A 16,686-nucleotide genomic window follows, 5' to 3' on the forward strand; every position below is an offset into this window, starting at 1 on the left:
AATCTGGATATGCAAAATGAACGCATACGAATACTAACGATGCTTGAAGAAGGTAAAATCACAGCTGATGAAGCATTGAAATTACTGGAAGTCATGGGTAAAGAATCTGAAAAAGGAACAGCAGAAGAGGGCTCTTCTGCTGATGCTTTCTTCGAGGATATCCGTAAAGAATTCGTCACAGCAGGTGACCGCTTCATGCAATTTATGGATACGGCAGTACACCGTGTGAAAAAATTTGATTTCGAAGCACCATTCAGCAAATCTGTCTCCTTTACACATACCGAAAGTAAATCAGTAGAAGATATTGAAGAAGTCATCATCCATATTGACCATGGTACTGTGGAAGTTCACCCTTCAGACAATGACGAGATCATGGCGAAGTTCTCTGTAAAGCATTTTAATAATGATTCCGAAGCAGACGCGCTTAGTCAGTTCCTTGACAAGTTATTGTTCGTAAAAGACGGCAATAAGTTGCGTATCGGAAGCGACTTGAAGATGTTACAAGTAAATGTTGATCTGTATGTACCGACTGCCACACCGTATAGTAAACTCTCTGTACGTTTATTGAACGGCGGCTGTTCAGTGGAAGGTGTAGATTTTAAAGATCTACGGATTAGAACAGCGAATGGTAAAATTGAATGTGCAGATAGTAAATTCGATGAAGCGAAGCTGGAAACTGCAAATGGTATGGTGCGTTTATTAAAAGTTACCGGTGAAAAGTTAGAGGCTGAAACATTAAACGGTCGAGTTTATGTAGATGGCGCGGTAAATGATGTAGACGCAAAATCCCTAAACGGAAACGTGACGTTGACGACTTCATCCCCTGATGCAAAAAGATTAGAAGCGAAGTCCATCAGCGGTACGGTTGAAATTTACTTCCCGTCATCTTTAGGTCTAAAGGGAGAGATTTCATCCAACATGGGTAAGCTTGATTTACGGTTGAATGACGTATCACGTGTGGAAGAGCAAGAGCAGTTCTTGCACCGTACAATCCGTTTCAGCAAGAATGTTGAGGACGCAACGAAAGAGCCATTGCATGTTACGGGCGAATCCAAGACTGGTACTGTTATGGTCCGTTATAACTCTGTCGATATGGATTGATAGCTTAATGAAACACCTGCATTTGCCGTTTCTGGCGGTGCAGGTGTTTTTTGTATGTTTGTAATTAGATGGGGCAGTCGCTTAGGGCGCTCATAAAATTCGTGTAAACGCTCATAGTTCTTGCGTAGCCGCTCTATCACATCAGCTAACCACCCTATGACACGAGCTAACCGCTCTATCACGGTCTGTAACCGCTCATACCCACGCAATACACGATCAATCACGACTCATATTCGCTCATTGCCTCCCGCATCTCCCCAATTCATCTAACATACTCCCAACACAAAATGCCAAAAGCTATAGCTCGTGCACATTGAAGTTGATACGTTTTGCTTTGCAATAGAGTAGCCTCTGTCTGATTCGACATAAAGCCACATTCAACTAAAATCGCGGGCATGTTGGTGTCACGCAGGACCGCAAAATCGGCCTTCTTCACGCCGCGATCGGGACGTTGGCAAGCAGAAATTAAAGCTTTCTGTACCGCAGAGGCGAGAACTGCGGAACTTTTGCTTGCTTGTGGATACATATACGTTTCAATCCCTTGTGCCGTATTCCAGCCATTGCCGAATGCATTTGCATGGATTGAAACAAAGGCATCCGCTCTCATACGGTTAGCCGAAGCTGTTCGTTCACCTAAAGGTACGTCGTGTGTAGACGCATGCGTATACTTTACTGTCATGCCTTCCTCTGTTAAAAACTCTCCGACCAGTACAGCTACTGCTGCATTAAAATCGTACTCACGAAGCTTTCCATCTGGCGTTCTTTTGCCTGGTGTATCTGGCCCGTGACCTGCATCAAGAATGATTAGTGTCAATTCTGTCCACTCTCCTTTATCCTCTATATAGAGAAGACTTTTGAAAAGGATACAAAAAGGGAATATAGATCAAGAAGTAATCCATTTCTTTTCATTTCCTTCATGGTAAAATAGGTTTGAATGATTTGTACATAAGCACAGGAAACGATGATTCGGCAAAAGATTGCCGGAATACGTACATCGTAGCAGAAAGTGAGGAACTTCATGGGTGAATTAACAGTAGAAGATATTATGAATCGATTTGGATTGGAATTGATTGCTGGACACGCGGGCATTCATAAGCAGATCCTAATGAGTGATATTTCACGGCCGGGGCTTGAGATGGCAGGCTATTTCGATTATTATCCTGCCGAACGCGTGCAGTTGATCGGGCGCAAGGAGATGTCTTTCCTTGAAACATTGTCTGCCATTACGCGAAGAAAACGCTTAGAGCGACTTTGCTCGGACGATACGCCGGCTTTCATTATTGCTCATGGCGAGGAAGGTCCAAAAGAATTGAGCCAATTAGCTGAAGAGAAAAACATTCCTGTTCTTCGGACGGATTATAAAACTACACAGTTTTCTGGAATGCTGACGAATTACTTGGTCGGACAACTCGCTCCGATGACGACAGTTCATGGTGTGCTAGTCGATGTATATGGCGTAGGGGTTTTAATAACAGGTGGCAGCGGGGTAGGTAAAAGTGAGACTGCGTTAGAACTCATTAAAAAAGGGCATAGACTAGTTGCAGATGATTCTGTTGAGATTCGTCAAGTATCCGATAACATCTTAATCGGAACGTCACCGAAACTGTTGAAGCATATGCTAGAGATTCGCGGCGTCGGTATTATCGATTTGATGACGTTATTTGGTGCAAGTTCCGTGAAAGATGATAAGCGTGTATTGTTAGCGGTCGATTTAGAGATTTGGGATGATAAAAAGCATTATGATCGTCTGGGAATTGATGAAGAGAAGGTCGAGATACTCGATTCGCAAATTACGAAATTGTCCGTCCCCGTAAGACCAGGGCGGAATATCGCGGTGATCATTGAAGTAGCGGCAATGGATTATCGCATGAAACGTCTTGGCGTTAATGCTGCAGAGGAATTTACCAAGCGTTTGGATCAAGCAATCGCAGACAATGCAGAACTATTAGAAGAAGAGGAGCGCGACTAAGTGAATGTATCCATGCTAGCGATTAATCCAGTCGCGATCAGTATTGGCAGCCTAGAAGTTCGCTGGTACGGTATTTTGATCGCGCTCGGAATTATTTTAGGATTTATGGTAGTTCAACGAGAAATGCTAAAGCGGGGAATGCACCCCGACTTACTAACGGACATGCTCATTTGGGCGATTCCTATTTCCATCATCAGTGCACGAATTTACTATGTTATTTTCACATGGGATTATTATCGTGACCATCCGGACCAAATCATTCAAATTTGGAATGGCGGGATTGCAATCCACGGTGCCTTAATAGGTGCGGTCATTACAGCGATGATTTTCTGTAGGAAGCGTGGGGTATCCTTCTGGAAAGTTGCAGATATTACGGCGCCTGGTTTATTAATTGGACAAATTATCGGTCGCTGGGGAAATTTTATGAATCAGGAAGCCCATGGTGGACCGGTTTCAGATACGTTTAAGGAAAACACAATAATTCCTGACTGGATTATGAATCAAATGACGATTGAGGGTATAACGTATCATCCGACATTCTTGTATGAGTCGTTATGGAATGTAGTCGGACTCATTTTGATTTTAGTTATCCGAAGAATGCTGAAGATGAAACGAGGCGAAGTTTTCTTATTTTACGTCATTTGGTATTCAATCGGTAGATTCTTCATTGAAGGGATGCGGACGGATAGTCTATATGTCATCGGTAGTTTGCGGGCAGCACAATTAGTATCTGTAACAGGAATTGTCGTAGGTCTTGCCATCTTGTTGTATCGTAGATATGTAATGAAAGTGAAAGAGAACTATGATGACAAATAAACATAATATCGCACTATCCAATACGTTGAAAAATGGTTTACAAGTGGGATTAAAAACGACATGGTCACTCGGCAAGATCATTTTCCCTATTACTTTGCTTGTAACCATTTTGCAGTTTACACCTATCTTACCTTGGCTTGTGCAATTGGTGGAACCTATTATGCATCTATTTGGCTTGCGTGGTGAAGCAGCTGTGCCCCTCGTGCTTGGTAATGCATTAAATTTATATGCTGGAATTGCGGGCATCATTTCATTAGAATTAACGGTTAAAGAAGTATTCATCATTGCTGTGATGATCAGCTTTGCGCATAATCTGTTCATTGAGACAGCTGTCGCCATAAAAGTAGGCGTTAAACTATGGACAGTGCTTGTCGTTCGACTTGGATTGGCTGTGCTAGCTGGAGTGCTGATTAATATATTCTGGACAGGCGGCAATGAAATCGCGCAATACGGTCTAACGCCGCAAGCGGAAGTTGTGCCAGAAGGCTTTTTGCAAATTTTCATACTTGGACTTGAAAAGGCAACATTTGGTGTCTTGCAGTTGGCATTGATCGTCATTCCATTAATGTTAGTTGTGCAGTATGTGAAAGATCGCAATTACTTAGAGCGTTTTTCTACTGGGTTGGCACCGTTTACAAAAATGATTGGTGTGAAACCCAATGCGTCGATGACACTCGTTGCGGGATTATTGATCGGTTTGGCATACGGTGCAGGTGTCATGATTCAAGCAGTGCAGGAAGATGGCGTATCGAAACGCGATATTACACTGGCCTTCATTTTCTTGATGGCATGCCATGCGGTGATTGAGGATACACTGTTATTCCTGCCACTCGGTATACCGATTTGGCCATTATTGATAATTCGGCTTGTGACCGCCATTGTATTGACGATCACTGTGAGTATTTTATGGAAACAGCCGAGAGAGAAGGGGGAAGCTGTTATTGACTAATCAACCAATTACTACATTACTATTTGACTTTGACGGAACGCTTGCCGATACAAATGAGTTAATACTCTCATCTTTCCAGTATGTATTGGAAAAACATTTCCCTGGACGTTTCCAGCGAGAAGAGATGTTACCGTTTATCGGACCTACATTACATGATACTTTTTCCTCGATTGCATCGGATAAGACAGAAGAACTGGTAGCAGAATACCGTGAATGGAATCTAGCGCATCACGATGACTATGTAACCGAATTCGAGGGTGTGACAGATACGCTTCGTAAATTATATGATCTAGGCTTGAAGATGGCAGTCGTTTCCACAAAGAAGCGCGATATGGTAGAAAGAGGGATCAACCTTCTAGGCATTGCACCTTATTTTGAGACTGTGATTGGACTGGATGATGTAATGAATCCTAAACCGGATCCAGAGCCGATTTTACTGGCATTGAAACGCCTAGATCGAACAGCAGAAGAGTCACTCATGATTGGGGATAACTTCCACGACATACTCGGAGGACAAAATGCAGGAACACGAACTGCGGCAGTTGCATGGGCACTAAAAGGGGAAGAATATTTGCAGACATTTAAACCCGACTTTATGTTGCAGCATATGTCCGACTTACTTAAAATCACCGCGGGAATCAAACTATGAGACGCACGGAACGGCATCCTTCCAAAGGAGATGCAAATTCACTTTGGCATATTTACCGTACAATCTCGATCTTTAAGGTAGCCAAAAATTTCATCGTCATTCAGATTGCGCGGTACACGCCATTTGTTTCGTGGAAAAACGTTCTGTATCGATGGTTCTTGCGGATGAAAGTTGGAAAACATACGGCATTTGCGCTAATGGTTGTACCGGATGTCATGTTTCCGGAACGAATCTCTGTCGGTGAAAACTCCATAATTGGGTTTAATACGACGATTTTAGCGCATGAATACTTGATAGACGAATACCGTATTGGAGATGTGGAAATAGGCAATAATGTACTGATTGGAGCCAATACAACGATTTTGCCGGGTGTGAAAATTGGTGATGGTGCCATTGTTTCCGCTGCATCACTCGTCAATAAAGATATTCCGGCCGGTACATTTGCTGGCGGTAATCCAGTGCGTATTATATATACGGCCGAACAAATGGTAGAACGTGCAGCACGTGAAAGCAAATGAATGACGGGCCATGTAGTTGTGCTATACTAGAGGATACATTGCAGGGGGACGTCAAGTGCGTTCCTCTTACTTTTTCGGAGGAGTTCGATTGAAAAACAACCAACGTTTTAAAAGAGATAAAATTATATCATTCCTGCCTGACGGTGATTTTTATCGTAAACGCGCGATGCAAGCTATGCAACGTGAACAATTTTCTGACGCGGAAAAATATTATAAACGTGCACTGGATTTGAATCCAGAAGATGCACTGACACATATGGAATACGGTGTGTTTATTATGGAAGTTGGCCGCTTTGAAGATGCTTATGAACTTCTGCAAACGGCTGATGACCTGGATCCAAACAATGAAGAGACGACATTCTATTTAGCAGAAGTTCACGCACATCTGGGCCTACTGCGTGAAGCGAAGCAGTATGCATTGAAATATGTTGCTATAGCACCGGATGGCGTATTTGTGGAAGAAGCCCATGAAATCTCTGAATTCGCCGATCAAGAAGAAATGTTTGTTGAAGAAGGCGAACAGCTGGATGGGGAAGTCATATTCAGGCAAGAAAAAGCGCGCCGTATGATGGAACAAGGGGACTTTGAAGATGCCATTGACGTGCTTGAGGATTTATTAGTGGATTATCCAAAGACATGGGCTGTCCATAATAATTTGGCGCTTGCATATTTTTATATAGGTAAAGAAAAACATGCGGAAGATATTCTATACAATGTCCTACGTGAGGAAAAAGGCAATATCCATGCGCTGTGTAACTTGGCAGTGTTCTTTTATTACAATCGGGATGAAGAGCGTCTGAACAGCATGATGGAACTGTTGTCGAAGATTAAACCGTATCAATTCGAACAGCGCTATAAATTAGGAGCGACATTTGCGCTGACAGGTCGTTATGAAGAAGCGTATCACTGGCTTCGCAGTCTACAAAAACGCGGATTTGAAGGTGATGTCGGATACTACTTCTGGCTGGCGAATGCTGCATACTTTACAGGTCACCGAAAAGTAGCGGAGCAGGCAAATGAAGCCTTGCTGAAATTGGACCCTACTAAAGAAGGATTTGAACCATGGAAATCATTGGACGAAGAGGTGGACGTAGATTCTTACGAAGAGGATGTTCCGTTTCTGATTGAAAAGATTTCGAGTCCTTATCGCAGTGAGCGAATGTTCGGCTTATATGTAGTGGGAAAGTCGTCACATTTACAGGAAATCCTTTCGCATCCAGGATATATAGACGTTGAAAAATTGACTGCTGCGGAACAGTTGTTTTTAGCGCATAGCCTGAGTTATTCATTCCAAGTGACGAATCCATTCGAAAAGGCTTTGAAAAAAGCGCTAGCTATTTGTGATCTATTGTATGAAGAGTATAAACCGCTTGATGAGCGAAGTGTACAATTCTTTCAAATGTGGTTTACGTTATGTGAACATGCACTTGAACAGAAATATATGTTCAGTAACGTGCATGCACTTGCTGCTGCGGCAGATTATATGTTCCAATCATCGCATGACAAAAAAGTGACAAAGAAATCTGTAGCAGAAAACTATAACGTATCCGTTTCAACGCTATCCAAGTATATTCAGGAATTGCTTCAATTTCTGCCTTATACAGAAGAATAACTACTTACAGAAGTTGCATTTAAGTTGAAATTCGAGTGTGTTTCTCGTACGATTTTATATAGCGATAGTTTTATCTGCCAGTCAGATGAAATTTTTGACGAAGTGAATAACACCAAATAAGGTGCATATTTTGAAGGAGGAAACGACTATGACGACGGAAGAAAAGATTTATGACGTAATCATCGTGGGTGCAGGACCAGCAGGTATGACAGCGGCTGTCTATACATCACGAGGAAATATGTCTACATTGATGTTAGAAAGAGGCGTGCCAGGCGGTCAAATGGCTAACACAGAAGAAATAGAGAACTATCCTGGATTTGAGAGTATTTTAGGTCCAGATCTCTCCACAAAAATGTTCGATCATGCGAAACGTTTTGGTGCAGAATATGCTTACGGTGACGTAACGAAAATCGAAGACGGCCGCGAATTCAAAACAATTTATGTGGGTGAGAAACAATATAAAGCACGTGCGATCATCTTGGCAACAGGTGCTGAATACCGCAAGATAGGCGTTCCGGGCGAAGAAGAATTGACTGGTCGTGGTGTGAGTTATTGTGCGGTATGTGACGGAGCATTCTTCCGTAATAAAGATATCGTCGTAATTGGCGGCGGTGACTCGGCGGTAGAAGAAGGTTCATACTTAACACGTTTTGCTAACAAGGTAACAATCATCCACCGTCGTGATACATTGCGTGCACAAAAAATTGTACAAGAGCGTGCATTCGCAAATGAGAAGATTGATTTCATTTGGAATTCAACGGTTAAGCAAGTGAATGAAAAGGATGGTAAGATTGGTTCCTTGACGCTCGTCTCAACTGAAGACGGTTCTGAACGCGAAATGGAAACGGAAGGTATGTTCGTTTATATAGGATTGGATCCCATAACAGGGCCTTTCAAAGATCTAGGCATTTTGGATGAAAACGGCTATATCGAAACGAATGATATTATGGAAACAAAAATTCCTGGTATTTTTGCTGCTGGCGATGTGCGGGAGAAATTATTACGCCAAGTCGTGACGGCTACAGGAGACGGCAGTATTGCAGCTCAAGCAGCTCAGAAGTATATTGAAGAGTTGGCGGAAGAAGTAGAAGCAAAGGCATAAACGATCGTTGAAATTGTAACGTGTGTGTAATCGTCTTGCAATATAAGAGAGGGATAATAGAAAAAGAAAGACACCCCCTTTCATAATATAGCAACTTTGTGGCTATTTACGGTATAAACTTCCGTGAATAGCCGTCTTTTTTTTTCGTTTTCAATGAAAGCGTTGTATACTATACATACATACTTGAAAAGTGGGGAACTACATATGCAAAAAATTGCTAACTTGCTCGTGGTGAAAGACGGTCAAGTCCTATTACTAAAGAAGCCGAGGCGTGGATGGTATGTGGCACCGGGAGGGAAAATAGACGAAGGTGAATCGGTCTATGAAGCAGCTCATCGTGAATTTCTCGAAGAAACCGGTGCGCAGGCAATCTCGCCACATGTAAAAGGCATATATACGATGATGATTATGGACGATGAGGGTATAGAATTATTGAACGAATGGTTACTCTTCACATTTGTCGCACATGATTATTCTGGGGAATTGATGAAGACAACTATCGAAGGTGAATTAGAATGGCATCCGCTAGAAAGTTTGCATACACTGCCAATGGCGGAAGGTGATCGCAAGAATTTGCTCTTTGCGGTTAATCAGAAAGGCATGCAGTATGGAACATTCTATTATACAGAGCAATTCCGCCTCTTGCGGGAATCACTTCAACAATCAATGGAAGGTGAATAATATTTATGGATCAACCACAAGTGGTAAATGAATATGAAGTGGTAATTATTACGGGTATGTCAGGTGCAGGCAAGACAGTCGCTATGCAATGCTTTGAAGACATGGGATTCTATTGTATCGACAATTTGCCACCCGAACTATTTGTAACATTCCTCGATTTGATGATGAAGTCGAATAATCAGATGAGACGTATTGCCGCAGTGATGGATACGCGCGGAGGAAGTTTATTTGATTCCATGATTACTGCACTCGAAGGATTATTCAAGATGGAAGATGTCAAAACCAGTTTGTTGTTCTTGGATTCAGATGATGAAGCTCTTGTAAAACGTTATAAAGAAACACGCAGATCACACCCATTATCTGAAGGTGGCGTGTTACTCGAAGGGATTCGGAAAGAGCGTCATTTGCTGACTGAAATAAAAGGACTTTCACGTTCTATTATTGATACATCGAAATTAAAGCCCAAGCACTTACGGGAAAAAATCACACGGGAGTTTTCTGAAGCAGGCGAGCCGAACTTCACCTTGAATTTCGTATCGTTTGGTTTCAAGCATGGGATGCCGATTGATGCAGATGTAGTATTCGACGTACGATTTTTACCGAACCCGTTTTATTTGGAAGAATTACGTCCGTTGACAGGTTTAAATCATGAAGTATCGGATTATGTATTGAAATGGGCGGACACGAAAGAATTGATTGAGAAACTAACGGACTTATTCAAGTTCTTAATTCCACAGTATAAACAAGAAGGAAAAGGTCAGGCAGTCATAGCGTTCGGTTGTACAGGTGGTCAACACCGTTCTGTTACACTCGCCGAATACTTTACAGGCGTTTTTAAAGGCGATTACCCAACACATGTATCGCATCGGGATGTTGAAAAAAGAAAGGGTTGACATGAATATGCAATCCACTACAAAGAAACGCGTTGTTGTGTTCGGAGGCGGTACAGGATTATCTAATATCCTTCGCGGTTTAAAGCGTTATCCAATTGAATTGACAGCTATTGTGACGGTGGCGGATGATGGGGGAAGTTCAGGTCGTTTATTCGACCAGTACAACGTCCCGCCACCTGGAGATATAAGACAGGTTATGGCAGCGCTTTCAGATGTCGAACCCATGATTGAAAAAATGTTCCAGCATCGTTTTGAGGGATCAGATGGATTGAAGGGACATTCTCTTGGGAATTTGATGCTTACGGCCTTAACAACGATTACTGGTGATTTCGCCCGTGCAGTCGAGCAGATGGGCGCTGTTCTGAATATTAAAGGAACCGTATTACCTGCTGCAAATCAGCGAATTACCTTGCATGCAGAGCTTGAAGATGGTTCAATCATTACAGGCGAATCGAAAATTCCTCTCTATGGAAGGAAAATCCGTAACGTTTTCATCACGCCTCAAGATGTAAAACCATTACCGGAAACAGCCGATACGATAAAAAATGCAGATTTAATCGTATTTGGACCGGGAAGCTTGTATACTAGTACTTTGCCAACACTTTTAGTGCAGGACATTCGCGAAGCGATTCTCGAAAGTGCTGCAAAAAAAGTCTATGTTGGTAACTTAACCACACAACGTGGCGAAACGTATCGCTATACTGCTTCTGAGCATGTTCAGGCACTCTATGATCATGCGGGAGCACCGTTTCTTGATGCAGTTCTAGTGAATAATGTAGAAGCGTTCAGACGTATGCATAACCTGGCTGAAAATGAAGAGCCTTGGCTTGTGGAAAATGATTTGGAGTGCCTGCAAGCGCTAGTGCCTGAAGTATTTGTGCAAGAGATCGCGTCTCTTATTGATGGGACGGTTATGCATAAAACAATGGAAGTGTCAGATTTGTTGATGCGTTATATAGAGAGAACGTAGAAGGCGGATAGATGTGAAAATCGCCGAAGAGGGGGAATATCATGTCTTTTGCATCCAAAACAAAGAAAGAATTGACGCAGATTGAAACGGATGATTGTTGTACGAAAGCAGAAATTGCGGCATTCATCCGTATGAATGGCGTTATGTCTTTTTCAAATAAACAACTTAGTCTTGACGTTCAAACGGAAAATGCCTCTATTGCGCGTCGTTTGTATTCGAATGTGAAGGCGTTGTATCCATATAAAGTGGAATTGCTTGTACGGAAAAAAATGCGTTTAAAGAAAAACAATGTCTATATTTGCCGGATTCGTGATGGGGCCAAGCACTTACTGGAAGAGTTATCCATTATGACGCATGACTTCCAAATGATTAACACGATCGATCCACAGCTAATTGAAAAAGACTGCTGTGCACGCGCATACTTACGGGGAGCTTTCCTGGCAGGAGGTTCCGTTAATAATCCGGAGACGTCTTCTTATCACTTGGAAGTCTTCTCGAGCTATCAAGAACATAGTCAATCACTTGTTGAGTTGATGAACCATTTTCATTTGAATGCAAAATCTATTGAACGCAAAAAAGGATTTATCGCGTATCTAAAAGAAGCAGAAAAAATATCCGATTTTCTGGGCATCATCGGTGCACATGTATCCCTAATGAAGTTTGAGGATGTGCGAATCATGCGAGATATGCGCAACAGTGTGAATCGGCTAGTGAATTGTGAAACCGCTAATCTGAATAAAACGATTGGTGCAGCACAAAGGCAAGTAGAAAATATTAAATTGATTGAGCGCACGATTGGTTTAGATCAATTACCGGAACGTCTACAAGAGATTGCTCAATTACGTGTTACTCATCAAGATGTGACGCTAAAAGAGCTAGGCGAGCTAGTAACGGGTACACCGGTTAGTAAATCGGGTGTCAATCATCGTTTGCGTAAGATTGAAGAAATCGCAGATCGATTACGGTAAATTATTAGTAGATCCTTCTTAAGAAGAGGAAGAAAAGGAGCACACAATATGGTAGAAAAAACAGTGAAAGTAGGAATTAAACCTGGTTTGCAAGCGAGACAGGCGGCGTTATTTGTGCAGGAGGCCAATAAGTATACGGCTGATATTTATTTGAAGAAGGATAATCGTCAAGTGAATGCAAAGAGTATCATGGGGATTATGAGTTTGGCGATTGCGAAGGGGACGGAGATCACGTTGATTACGGACGGGATTGATGAGGATTTGGCTCTTCAGAATTTAGCTGACATAGTGGAAGAGGAGCAGTAAGTTGAATAGTATGGGAAATGGGTGGCGGTGACCTTGTGAGGTTTCGTCATCTTTTTTTGTTTATGGCTTAGTGAGGGGAGACGTGGGGAAGCCGTTGATCTGCGTTTTAGACGGACGCTTTCCTGCGGGCATGGCTTGAGCCTCCTCGTCACTGCGTTCCTGCGGGGTCTCAAGGCTCATGCTTTTCCCGCGGGAGTCGCCGCCTAAAACGCAGATCACCTGGTTTACGTTTCTTTCTGAAGTTAGAAAGCTGGTACATTTGTTTGGAAAAGATTAAACCCAACCCCAAGTCCATATAAAAATACAAAATAAAAAGGTTGTCACGGAAGGCCATTTGGCGTTCCGGACAACCTATAGTGATTATTTCTTTTCGATTTCGCTGCGTTCTAGAACGTGGTCGACTAGGCCGTATTCTTTAGCGCGTTCGGCAGTCATGAAGTTATCGCGGTCTGTGTCTTTTGCGATGACGTCGATTGGCTGACCCGTGCGATCTGAAAGGATTTGGTTTAGTTTTTCACGTAGGTGTAAGATGCGTTTTGCGGCAATTTCGATTTCAGTTGCCTGACCTTGTGCGCCACCTAATGGTTGGTGAATCATTACTTCTGCGTTTGGCAAAGCGTAACGTTTACCTTCTGTACCAGCAGTTAGCAAGAATGCACCCATAGATGCTGCCATACCTACACAGATTGTGCGGATGTCTGGCTTGATGTATTGCATTGTATCGTAGATTGCCATACCCGCTGTGATACTTCCACCTGGGCTGTTAATGTAAATGGAGATATCTTTTTCTGGATCTTCAGCTTCCAAGAATAGCAGTTGTGCAACGATGGAGTTTGCCACGTTGTCGTCAATGCCGCTCCCCAACATGATAATACGGTCTTTTAATAGACGAGAGTAGATGTCGTACGCTCGCTCACCACGATTTGTTTGTTCAATAACTGTAGGAATTAGATTCAATTAGACTTCCTCCTTTAATCACTTCATAATATTCGTTCGGTTGAAATCATTTCGTATTTCAACTATAACTGTATTTTACCTATTAAGGTCAACAAAGGTCAAATCATTTGCCTTAAAAATACACATTGCTTTTCATTATATTCTACGATATAATGGAAGATGTCTCTTACAGAAGAAAAGCTTTTTTCTGTAGTTGAGTAATTATAGTTAAAGCTTGATACTACACGTTTAGTCCTCGTGGTGCAATGGATAGCACGCAAGCCTCCGAAGCTTGAAATGTGGGTTCGACTCCCGCCGAGGGCATCATAGTGAAGTGTTTGAACAGTTCGCATTTTGCGATTATGCTCAAACGCTTTTTTTATGCTCGAATTTCTATTGCTCTCGGCTTTCTATTCTTATTTTCCCCGTCTGGCACTTCTTTTAAACTTCGTTGCTAAATATCCCTTGGCAGTCTTTGGTTTCGTATAAGTATTCACGAATCGCTTGGCTTTGCGAACGCTGGCTGTTTGGCTAAATCCGGAATATAGAACGCCGGTTACCGGTGTCCTACACAGCCGTTTCCACTTTTTTATCCGAGACGAAGTGCTCTTTTTCAACAAGGAATGAAACGAGTAAACTACCAACGATTGCCCATAAAGGTGCGCTGATGTTCAGGAAGCTAATATCTGACATACCGATGATTAAAGAAAAGAATGCGCCCATCTGGAAATTGTTTGCTGAGAAGGCTTTCTTCAGTGAATTCATGAGAACGCCGAGCATAGCAAGTCCAGCGATGACACTGACAATTACTCCTGGCATGGCGATGACAAGAGGAACAACCGCCGCTGCAAACAGCCCGAACGTTGAGAACAGGACGCCGCATACTACCGAAGCCACGTACCGGCTCTCTTTTCCTCCCACATCATCAGCAGAACAAATTGCTGTCATAGGGCCTGCGATGTTGATGGCATGCGCTCCAAAGAAAGAGCCAATCAAACCAATAACAGAACCATGAATCGCCATCATATTATTCGGAGGCTTATAACCCTGAGCTGTCAGTACGCCGGATGCCTGGGCATTTTCTGTACAGATAATCAGCAGAGCAAGCGGTATGCCAATAGACAAAATAGCGTTTAAGTTGAAGCTGGGCATAATGAGCTGCGGCAATATAAATGTACTGGTAATGTCTTGCAATTGAAACTCTTTCATAAAGATAGCCAATGTAACAGCGATCAGAAGCGCTAGTAAAACCGGTGGGAATTTCTTCAAAAAGCGTGTTGACAGTAAAAATACCAAAATAGTAGAGCCTGCCAATAGTGGGGAAACCGTGACGGAGGTAATCATTTCTGTGGAAAAACGGATCATGACACCGACAATCATCCCCATGACGATTGGCACTGGTATCCACTTCATCACTTTGTCGATTATGCCCGATGAACCTAGAATGATTACTAACACATGCGCCACTAAATAAGCCCCGATGGCTTCTTGAAGAGAGAAATGGGTTAAAGATCCAGCAACTAATACTGCACCGGCAATGGAGTGGGCGCCTGCGATAGGCTGACGATATCGTAATGAGAGAAAAATACCGAGCAATCCACTGAAAAAATAAACGGCAAATATCCAACTTATGGTCTCGCTATAAGATAAGCCACCGCTTGTTGCGCCACCAATGATGATTAAAGCTGGACCTGTGCAACCGAAGATTGCTGCCACCAACCCTGCGCTGATGGTATTTAAGTTTGTGTGATTACCCAGATCTTTCAAGTGCGCACGCAGAGTAGTTATTTTCACATATCCCAGCCTCCCAGCTATAAATCTGCGTTTCTATTTCCACGGTAAAATGGTGCAGATGCTGCCTCGCCATGGAAACGAAAAGAATTCCTGGAAACAGTCTTTCTGCAGTAGATTAATTATTTAGAAATATAAGCGCTTACATTTATGGCTTAATTACATGTTACTTCCATTTCATGGTTGATGATGGAGTATATAATTTTCTTGACAGGCGCAGCAATTATAGAGCTTTTTCTGTACTGCACATAGACTCTGTTCGGGATATTAGAGATATCTTCAATACTTTTGACGATTATATCATTTTTATTTAATCTATGGATTCCAAGAGATGGTGTAATACCGACTCCTATTCCACTTTCGATAATCGTTATCAGCATTTCGTTATTGTCCACATCAATTCGTTTAATATCGGGAACACCAACCAACTTCTGATCAATTTCTTTCCAGAGATTGGATTTACGCCTGTAACTGATCAGCGTTTCACCTTCGAGGTCACCGATAGCGAGTTCATCCTTTTCAGCCAGATGATGGTCTTTGCCTAGAACAACGACTAAATTATTATCAAAAAGATATTCCGTTATGATTTCCGGGCGGTGGGCGCTAACATTTCGGGTGAATACTAAATCCAATTCACCTGATAGAATCTGTTCATTCAGACTGCAAGAATCTTCACCTTCAATTATCGTAATATTTAAGTTTTCAATCGTAATGATTGCGTTCAGGAGTTCAGTCATAAAGGAATAGGAATAACCGGGTGAAAAACCAATTCTGATTTCCGGGAAGTTGGAATGCTTTGTTACTTCTTTTGAATGGTTCATATACGTTAATATGTTCGTTGCATATTCAAAAAAAACCGTGCCTTCTTTTGTCGGAACAATCTTCCGGCCGACTCGTTCAAATAACGAGCAGGACAACTCGAGCTCCAGATTCTTTATCCGGGCTGTGACTGTAGGCTGTGTAACATTTAGCAAATTTGCTGTTTTTGAATAGCTCTTCTGTTCCACGATAGTCAAAAAAGTTTCCAGCTGAGTTTTATCCAATTGCTTACCCCCTATGCAGATAATAAGATGGAATTTATTCCAAATTGGTAATTATTCAATAAGTATAGCACTAGATTTAAAGCTGTCAAAAACATTTTTCAGTCGTAATACCCAAATGATTTTTTCCTTCATCTATAGAGCAGAAACTAAATCTACCAAATATCTTTACTGTAAGGGTCTGGAAAAGTTGAACACATAGTAAGGCGTGAAGACACCGGAAAATCCGTATAGAAAAAATCTTCAGAATAGTCCAAATGACAAATTATATTCGATTGGTGTTATCTATTTTCACATCTTATACTGAGAGTAAGTTAAGTTCATTGAACTGACACAATTACAAGTTTACTTGGGAAACAAGTTTGAGGCGCTTTACTCAAAACGT

The 16,686-nt window shown here is 42.1% G+C and carries 18 protein-coding genes and 1 tRNA gene; 14 read left to right on the plus strand and 5 right to left on the minus strand.

The window, feature by feature from the left end; genetic code table 11:
• The first annotated feature begins 9 nt into the window (after positions 1–9).
• Entirely contained in the window at positions 10–1,101 is a 1,092-nt protein-coding gene (locus tag CSV67_RS05640; RefSeq protein ID WP_099630634.1) for a DUF4097 family beta strand repeat-containing protein, read from the plus strand.
• Here the strand turns inward: CSV67_RS05640 and CSV67_RS16525 are convergent.
• Positions 1,077–1,325, minus strand: coding sequence for a hypothetical protein (locus CSV67_RS16525; RefSeq protein ID WP_143560686.1), 249 nt, complete (start codon positions 1,323–1,325; stop codon positions 1,077–1,079). The two genes, CSV67_RS05640 and CSV67_RS16525, sit on opposite strands and share 25 nt — an antisense overlap.
• A gap of 38 nt (positions 1,326–1,363) precedes the next feature.
• On the minus strand, positions 1,364–1,915 hold the full coding sequence (locus CSV67_RS05645; RefSeq protein ID WP_099630635.1) for an N-acetylmuramoyl-L-alanine amidase: 552 nt from the start codon (positions 1,913–1,915) through the stop codon (positions 1,364–1,366).
• A 204-nt stretch (positions 1,916–2,119) separates the two neighbouring features.
• Between CSV67_RS05645 and hprK the strand changes: the two genes are divergently transcribed.
• The 12 genes from hprK to CSV67_RS05705 all read left to right on the plus strand — a co-directional run bounded on the left by hprK (position 2,120) and on the right by CSV67_RS05705 (position 12,534).
• Positions 2,120–3,070 carry an HPr(Ser) kinase/phosphatase gene (hprK, locus tag CSV67_RS05650; protein WP_099630636.1) on the plus strand — a complete coding sequence of 317 codons (951 nt, stop codon included), beginning with the start codon at positions 2,120–2,122 and terminating at the stop codon, positions 3,068–3,070.
• Complete coding sequence (gene lgt / locus CSV67_RS05655) at positions 3,071–3,886, plus strand: prolipoprotein diacylglyceryl transferase (RefSeq protein WP_233192562.1); 816 nt, start codon at positions 3,071–3,073, stop codon at positions 3,884–3,886.
• A complete protein-coding gene (locus CSV67_RS05660; RefSeq protein WP_233192563.1) occupies positions 3,873–4,835 on the plus strand; it encodes a nucleoside recognition domain-containing protein in 963 nt (320 codons plus the stop codon). The genes lgt and CSV67_RS05660 overlap by 14 nt, the downstream gene beginning before the upstream one ends.
• Complete coding sequence (gene ppaX, locus CSV67_RS05665; RefSeq protein WP_099630638.1) at positions 4,828–5,484, plus strand: pyrophosphatase PpaX; 657 nt, start codon at positions 4,828–4,830, stop codon at positions 5,482–5,484. The genes CSV67_RS05660 and ppaX overlap by 8 nt, the downstream gene beginning before the upstream one ends.
• A complete protein-coding gene (locus tag CSV67_RS05670) occupies positions 5,481–6,002 on the plus strand; it encodes an acyltransferase (RefSeq protein WP_099630639.1) in 522 nt (173 codons plus the stop codon). Before ppaX ends, CSV67_RS05670 begins: the two co-directional genes overlap by 4 nt.
• A gap of 88 nt (positions 6,003–6,090) precedes the next feature.
• Positions 6,091–7,614, plus strand: coding sequence for a tetratricopeptide repeat protein (locus CSV67_RS05675; RefSeq protein WP_099630822.1), 1,524 nt, complete (start codon positions 6,091–6,093; stop codon positions 7,612–7,614).
• A 148-nt stretch (positions 7,615–7,762) separates the two neighbouring features.
• Entirely contained in the window at positions 7,763–8,716 is a 954-nt protein-coding gene (gene trxB / locus CSV67_RS05680) for a thioredoxin-disulfide reductase (RefSeq protein WP_099630640.1), read from the plus strand.
• Positions 8,717–8,920: 204 nt separating this feature from the next.
• Positions 8,921–9,397: an 8-oxo-dGTP diphosphatase gene (locus CSV67_RS05685; protein WP_099630641.1), complete on the plus strand. Its 477-nt coding sequence runs from the start codon at positions 8,921–8,923 to the stop codon at positions 9,395–9,397.
• A 5-nt stretch (positions 9,398–9,402) separates the two neighbouring features.
• Positions 9,403–10,290 carry an RNase adapter RapZ gene (gene rapZ, locus CSV67_RS05690; protein ID WP_099630642.1) on the plus strand — a complete coding sequence of 296 codons (888 nt, stop codon included), beginning with the start codon at positions 9,403–9,405 and terminating at the stop codon, positions 10,288–10,290.
• A 7-nt stretch (positions 10,291–10,297) separates the two neighbouring features.
• Complete coding sequence (locus tag CSV67_RS05695) at positions 10,298–11,260, plus strand: gluconeogenesis factor YvcK family protein (protein WP_233192571.1); 963 nt, start codon at positions 10,298–10,300, stop codon at positions 11,258–11,260.
• A gap of 41 nt (positions 11,261–11,301) precedes the next feature.
• Positions 11,302–12,228, plus strand: a complete 927-nt coding sequence (whiA, locus tag CSV67_RS05700; protein WP_085131583.1) for a DNA-binding protein WhiA — start codon at positions 11,302–11,304, stop codon at positions 12,226–12,228.
• A gap of 48 nt (positions 12,229–12,276) precedes the next feature.
• Positions 12,277–12,534: an HPr family phosphocarrier protein gene (locus CSV67_RS05705; protein ID WP_099630643.1), complete on the plus strand. Its 258-nt coding sequence runs from the start codon at positions 12,277–12,279 to the stop codon at positions 12,532–12,534.
• A gap of 360 nt (positions 12,535–12,894) precedes the next feature.
• Here the strand turns inward: CSV67_RS05705 and clpP are convergent, their stop codons facing one another.
• Positions 12,895–13,491, minus strand: coding sequence for an ATP-dependent Clp endopeptidase proteolytic subunit ClpP (clpP, locus tag CSV67_RS05710; RefSeq protein WP_099630644.1), 597 nt, complete (start codon positions 13,489–13,491; stop codon positions 12,895–12,897).
• Between the two features lie 231 nt (positions 13,492–13,722).
• On the opposite strand from clpP, the gene CSV67_RS05715 reads away from it, so the two are divergent.
• A tRNA-Arg gene (locus CSV67_RS05715) sits at positions 13,723–13,794 on the plus strand.
• A gap of 243 nt (positions 13,795–14,037) precedes the next feature.
• On the opposite strand, the gene CSV67_RS05720 is transcribed toward CSV67_RS05715, so the two are convergent.
• Positions 14,038–15,264: a benzoate/H(+) symporter BenE family transporter gene (locus CSV67_RS05720; RefSeq protein ID WP_233192564.1), complete on the minus strand. Its 1,227-nt coding sequence runs from the start codon at positions 15,262–15,264 to the stop codon at positions 14,038–14,040.
• 152 nt (positions 15,265–15,416) lie between these two features.
• Complete coding sequence (locus CSV67_RS05725) at positions 15,417–16,304, minus strand: LysR family transcriptional regulator (RefSeq protein ID WP_099630645.1); 888 nt, start codon at positions 16,302–16,304, stop codon at positions 15,417–15,419.
• Between the last annotated feature and the right edge of the window lie 382 nt (positions 16,305–16,686).

It is taken from the genome of Sporosarcina sp. P2 (assembly GCF_002743255.1).
In the GTDB taxonomy this organism is placed as follows: domain Bacteria; phylum Bacillota; class Bacilli; order Bacillales_A; family Planococcaceae; genus Sporosarcina.

Bases quoted from the DNA above. Each gene is read 5' to 3' on its own strand.
- CSV67_RS05640 (WP_099630634.1), top strand. From the start codon at position 10: ATGCAAAATGAACGCATACGAATACTAACGATGCTTGAAGAAGGTAAA.
- hprK (WP_099630636.1), top strand. From the start codon at position 2,120: ATGGGTGAATTAACAGTAGAAGATATTATGAATCGATTTGGATTGGAA.
- CSV67_RS05660 (WP_233192563.1), top strand. From the start codon at position 3,873: ATGATGACAAATAAACATAATATCGCACTATCCAATACGTTGAAAAAT.
- CSV67_RS05670 (WP_099630639.1), top strand. From the start codon at position 5,481: ATGAGACGCACGGAACGGCATCCTTCCAAAGGAGATGCAAATTCACTT.
- trxB (WP_099630640.1), top strand. From the start codon at position 7,763: ATGACGACGGAAGAAAAGATTTATGACGTAATCATCGTGGGTGCAGGA.
- CSV67_RS05685 (WP_099630641.1), top strand. From the start codon at position 8,921: ATGCAAAAAATTGCTAACTTGCTCGTGGTGAAAGACGGTCAAGTCCTA.
- rapZ (WP_099630642.1), top strand. From the start codon at position 9,403: ATGGATCAACCACAAGTGGTAAATGAATATGAAGTGGTAATTATTACG.
- CSV67_RS05695 (WP_233192571.1), top strand. From the start codon at position 10,298: ATGCAATCCACTACAAAGAAACGCGTTGTTGTGTTCGGAGGCGGTACA.
- whiA (WP_085131583.1), top strand. From the start codon at position 11,302: ATGTCTTTTGCATCCAAAACAAAGAAAGAATTGACGCAGATTGAAACG.
- CSV67_RS05705 (WP_099630643.1), top strand. From the start codon at position 12,277: ATGGTAGAAAAAACAGTGAAAGTAGGAATTAAACCTGGTTTGCAAGCG.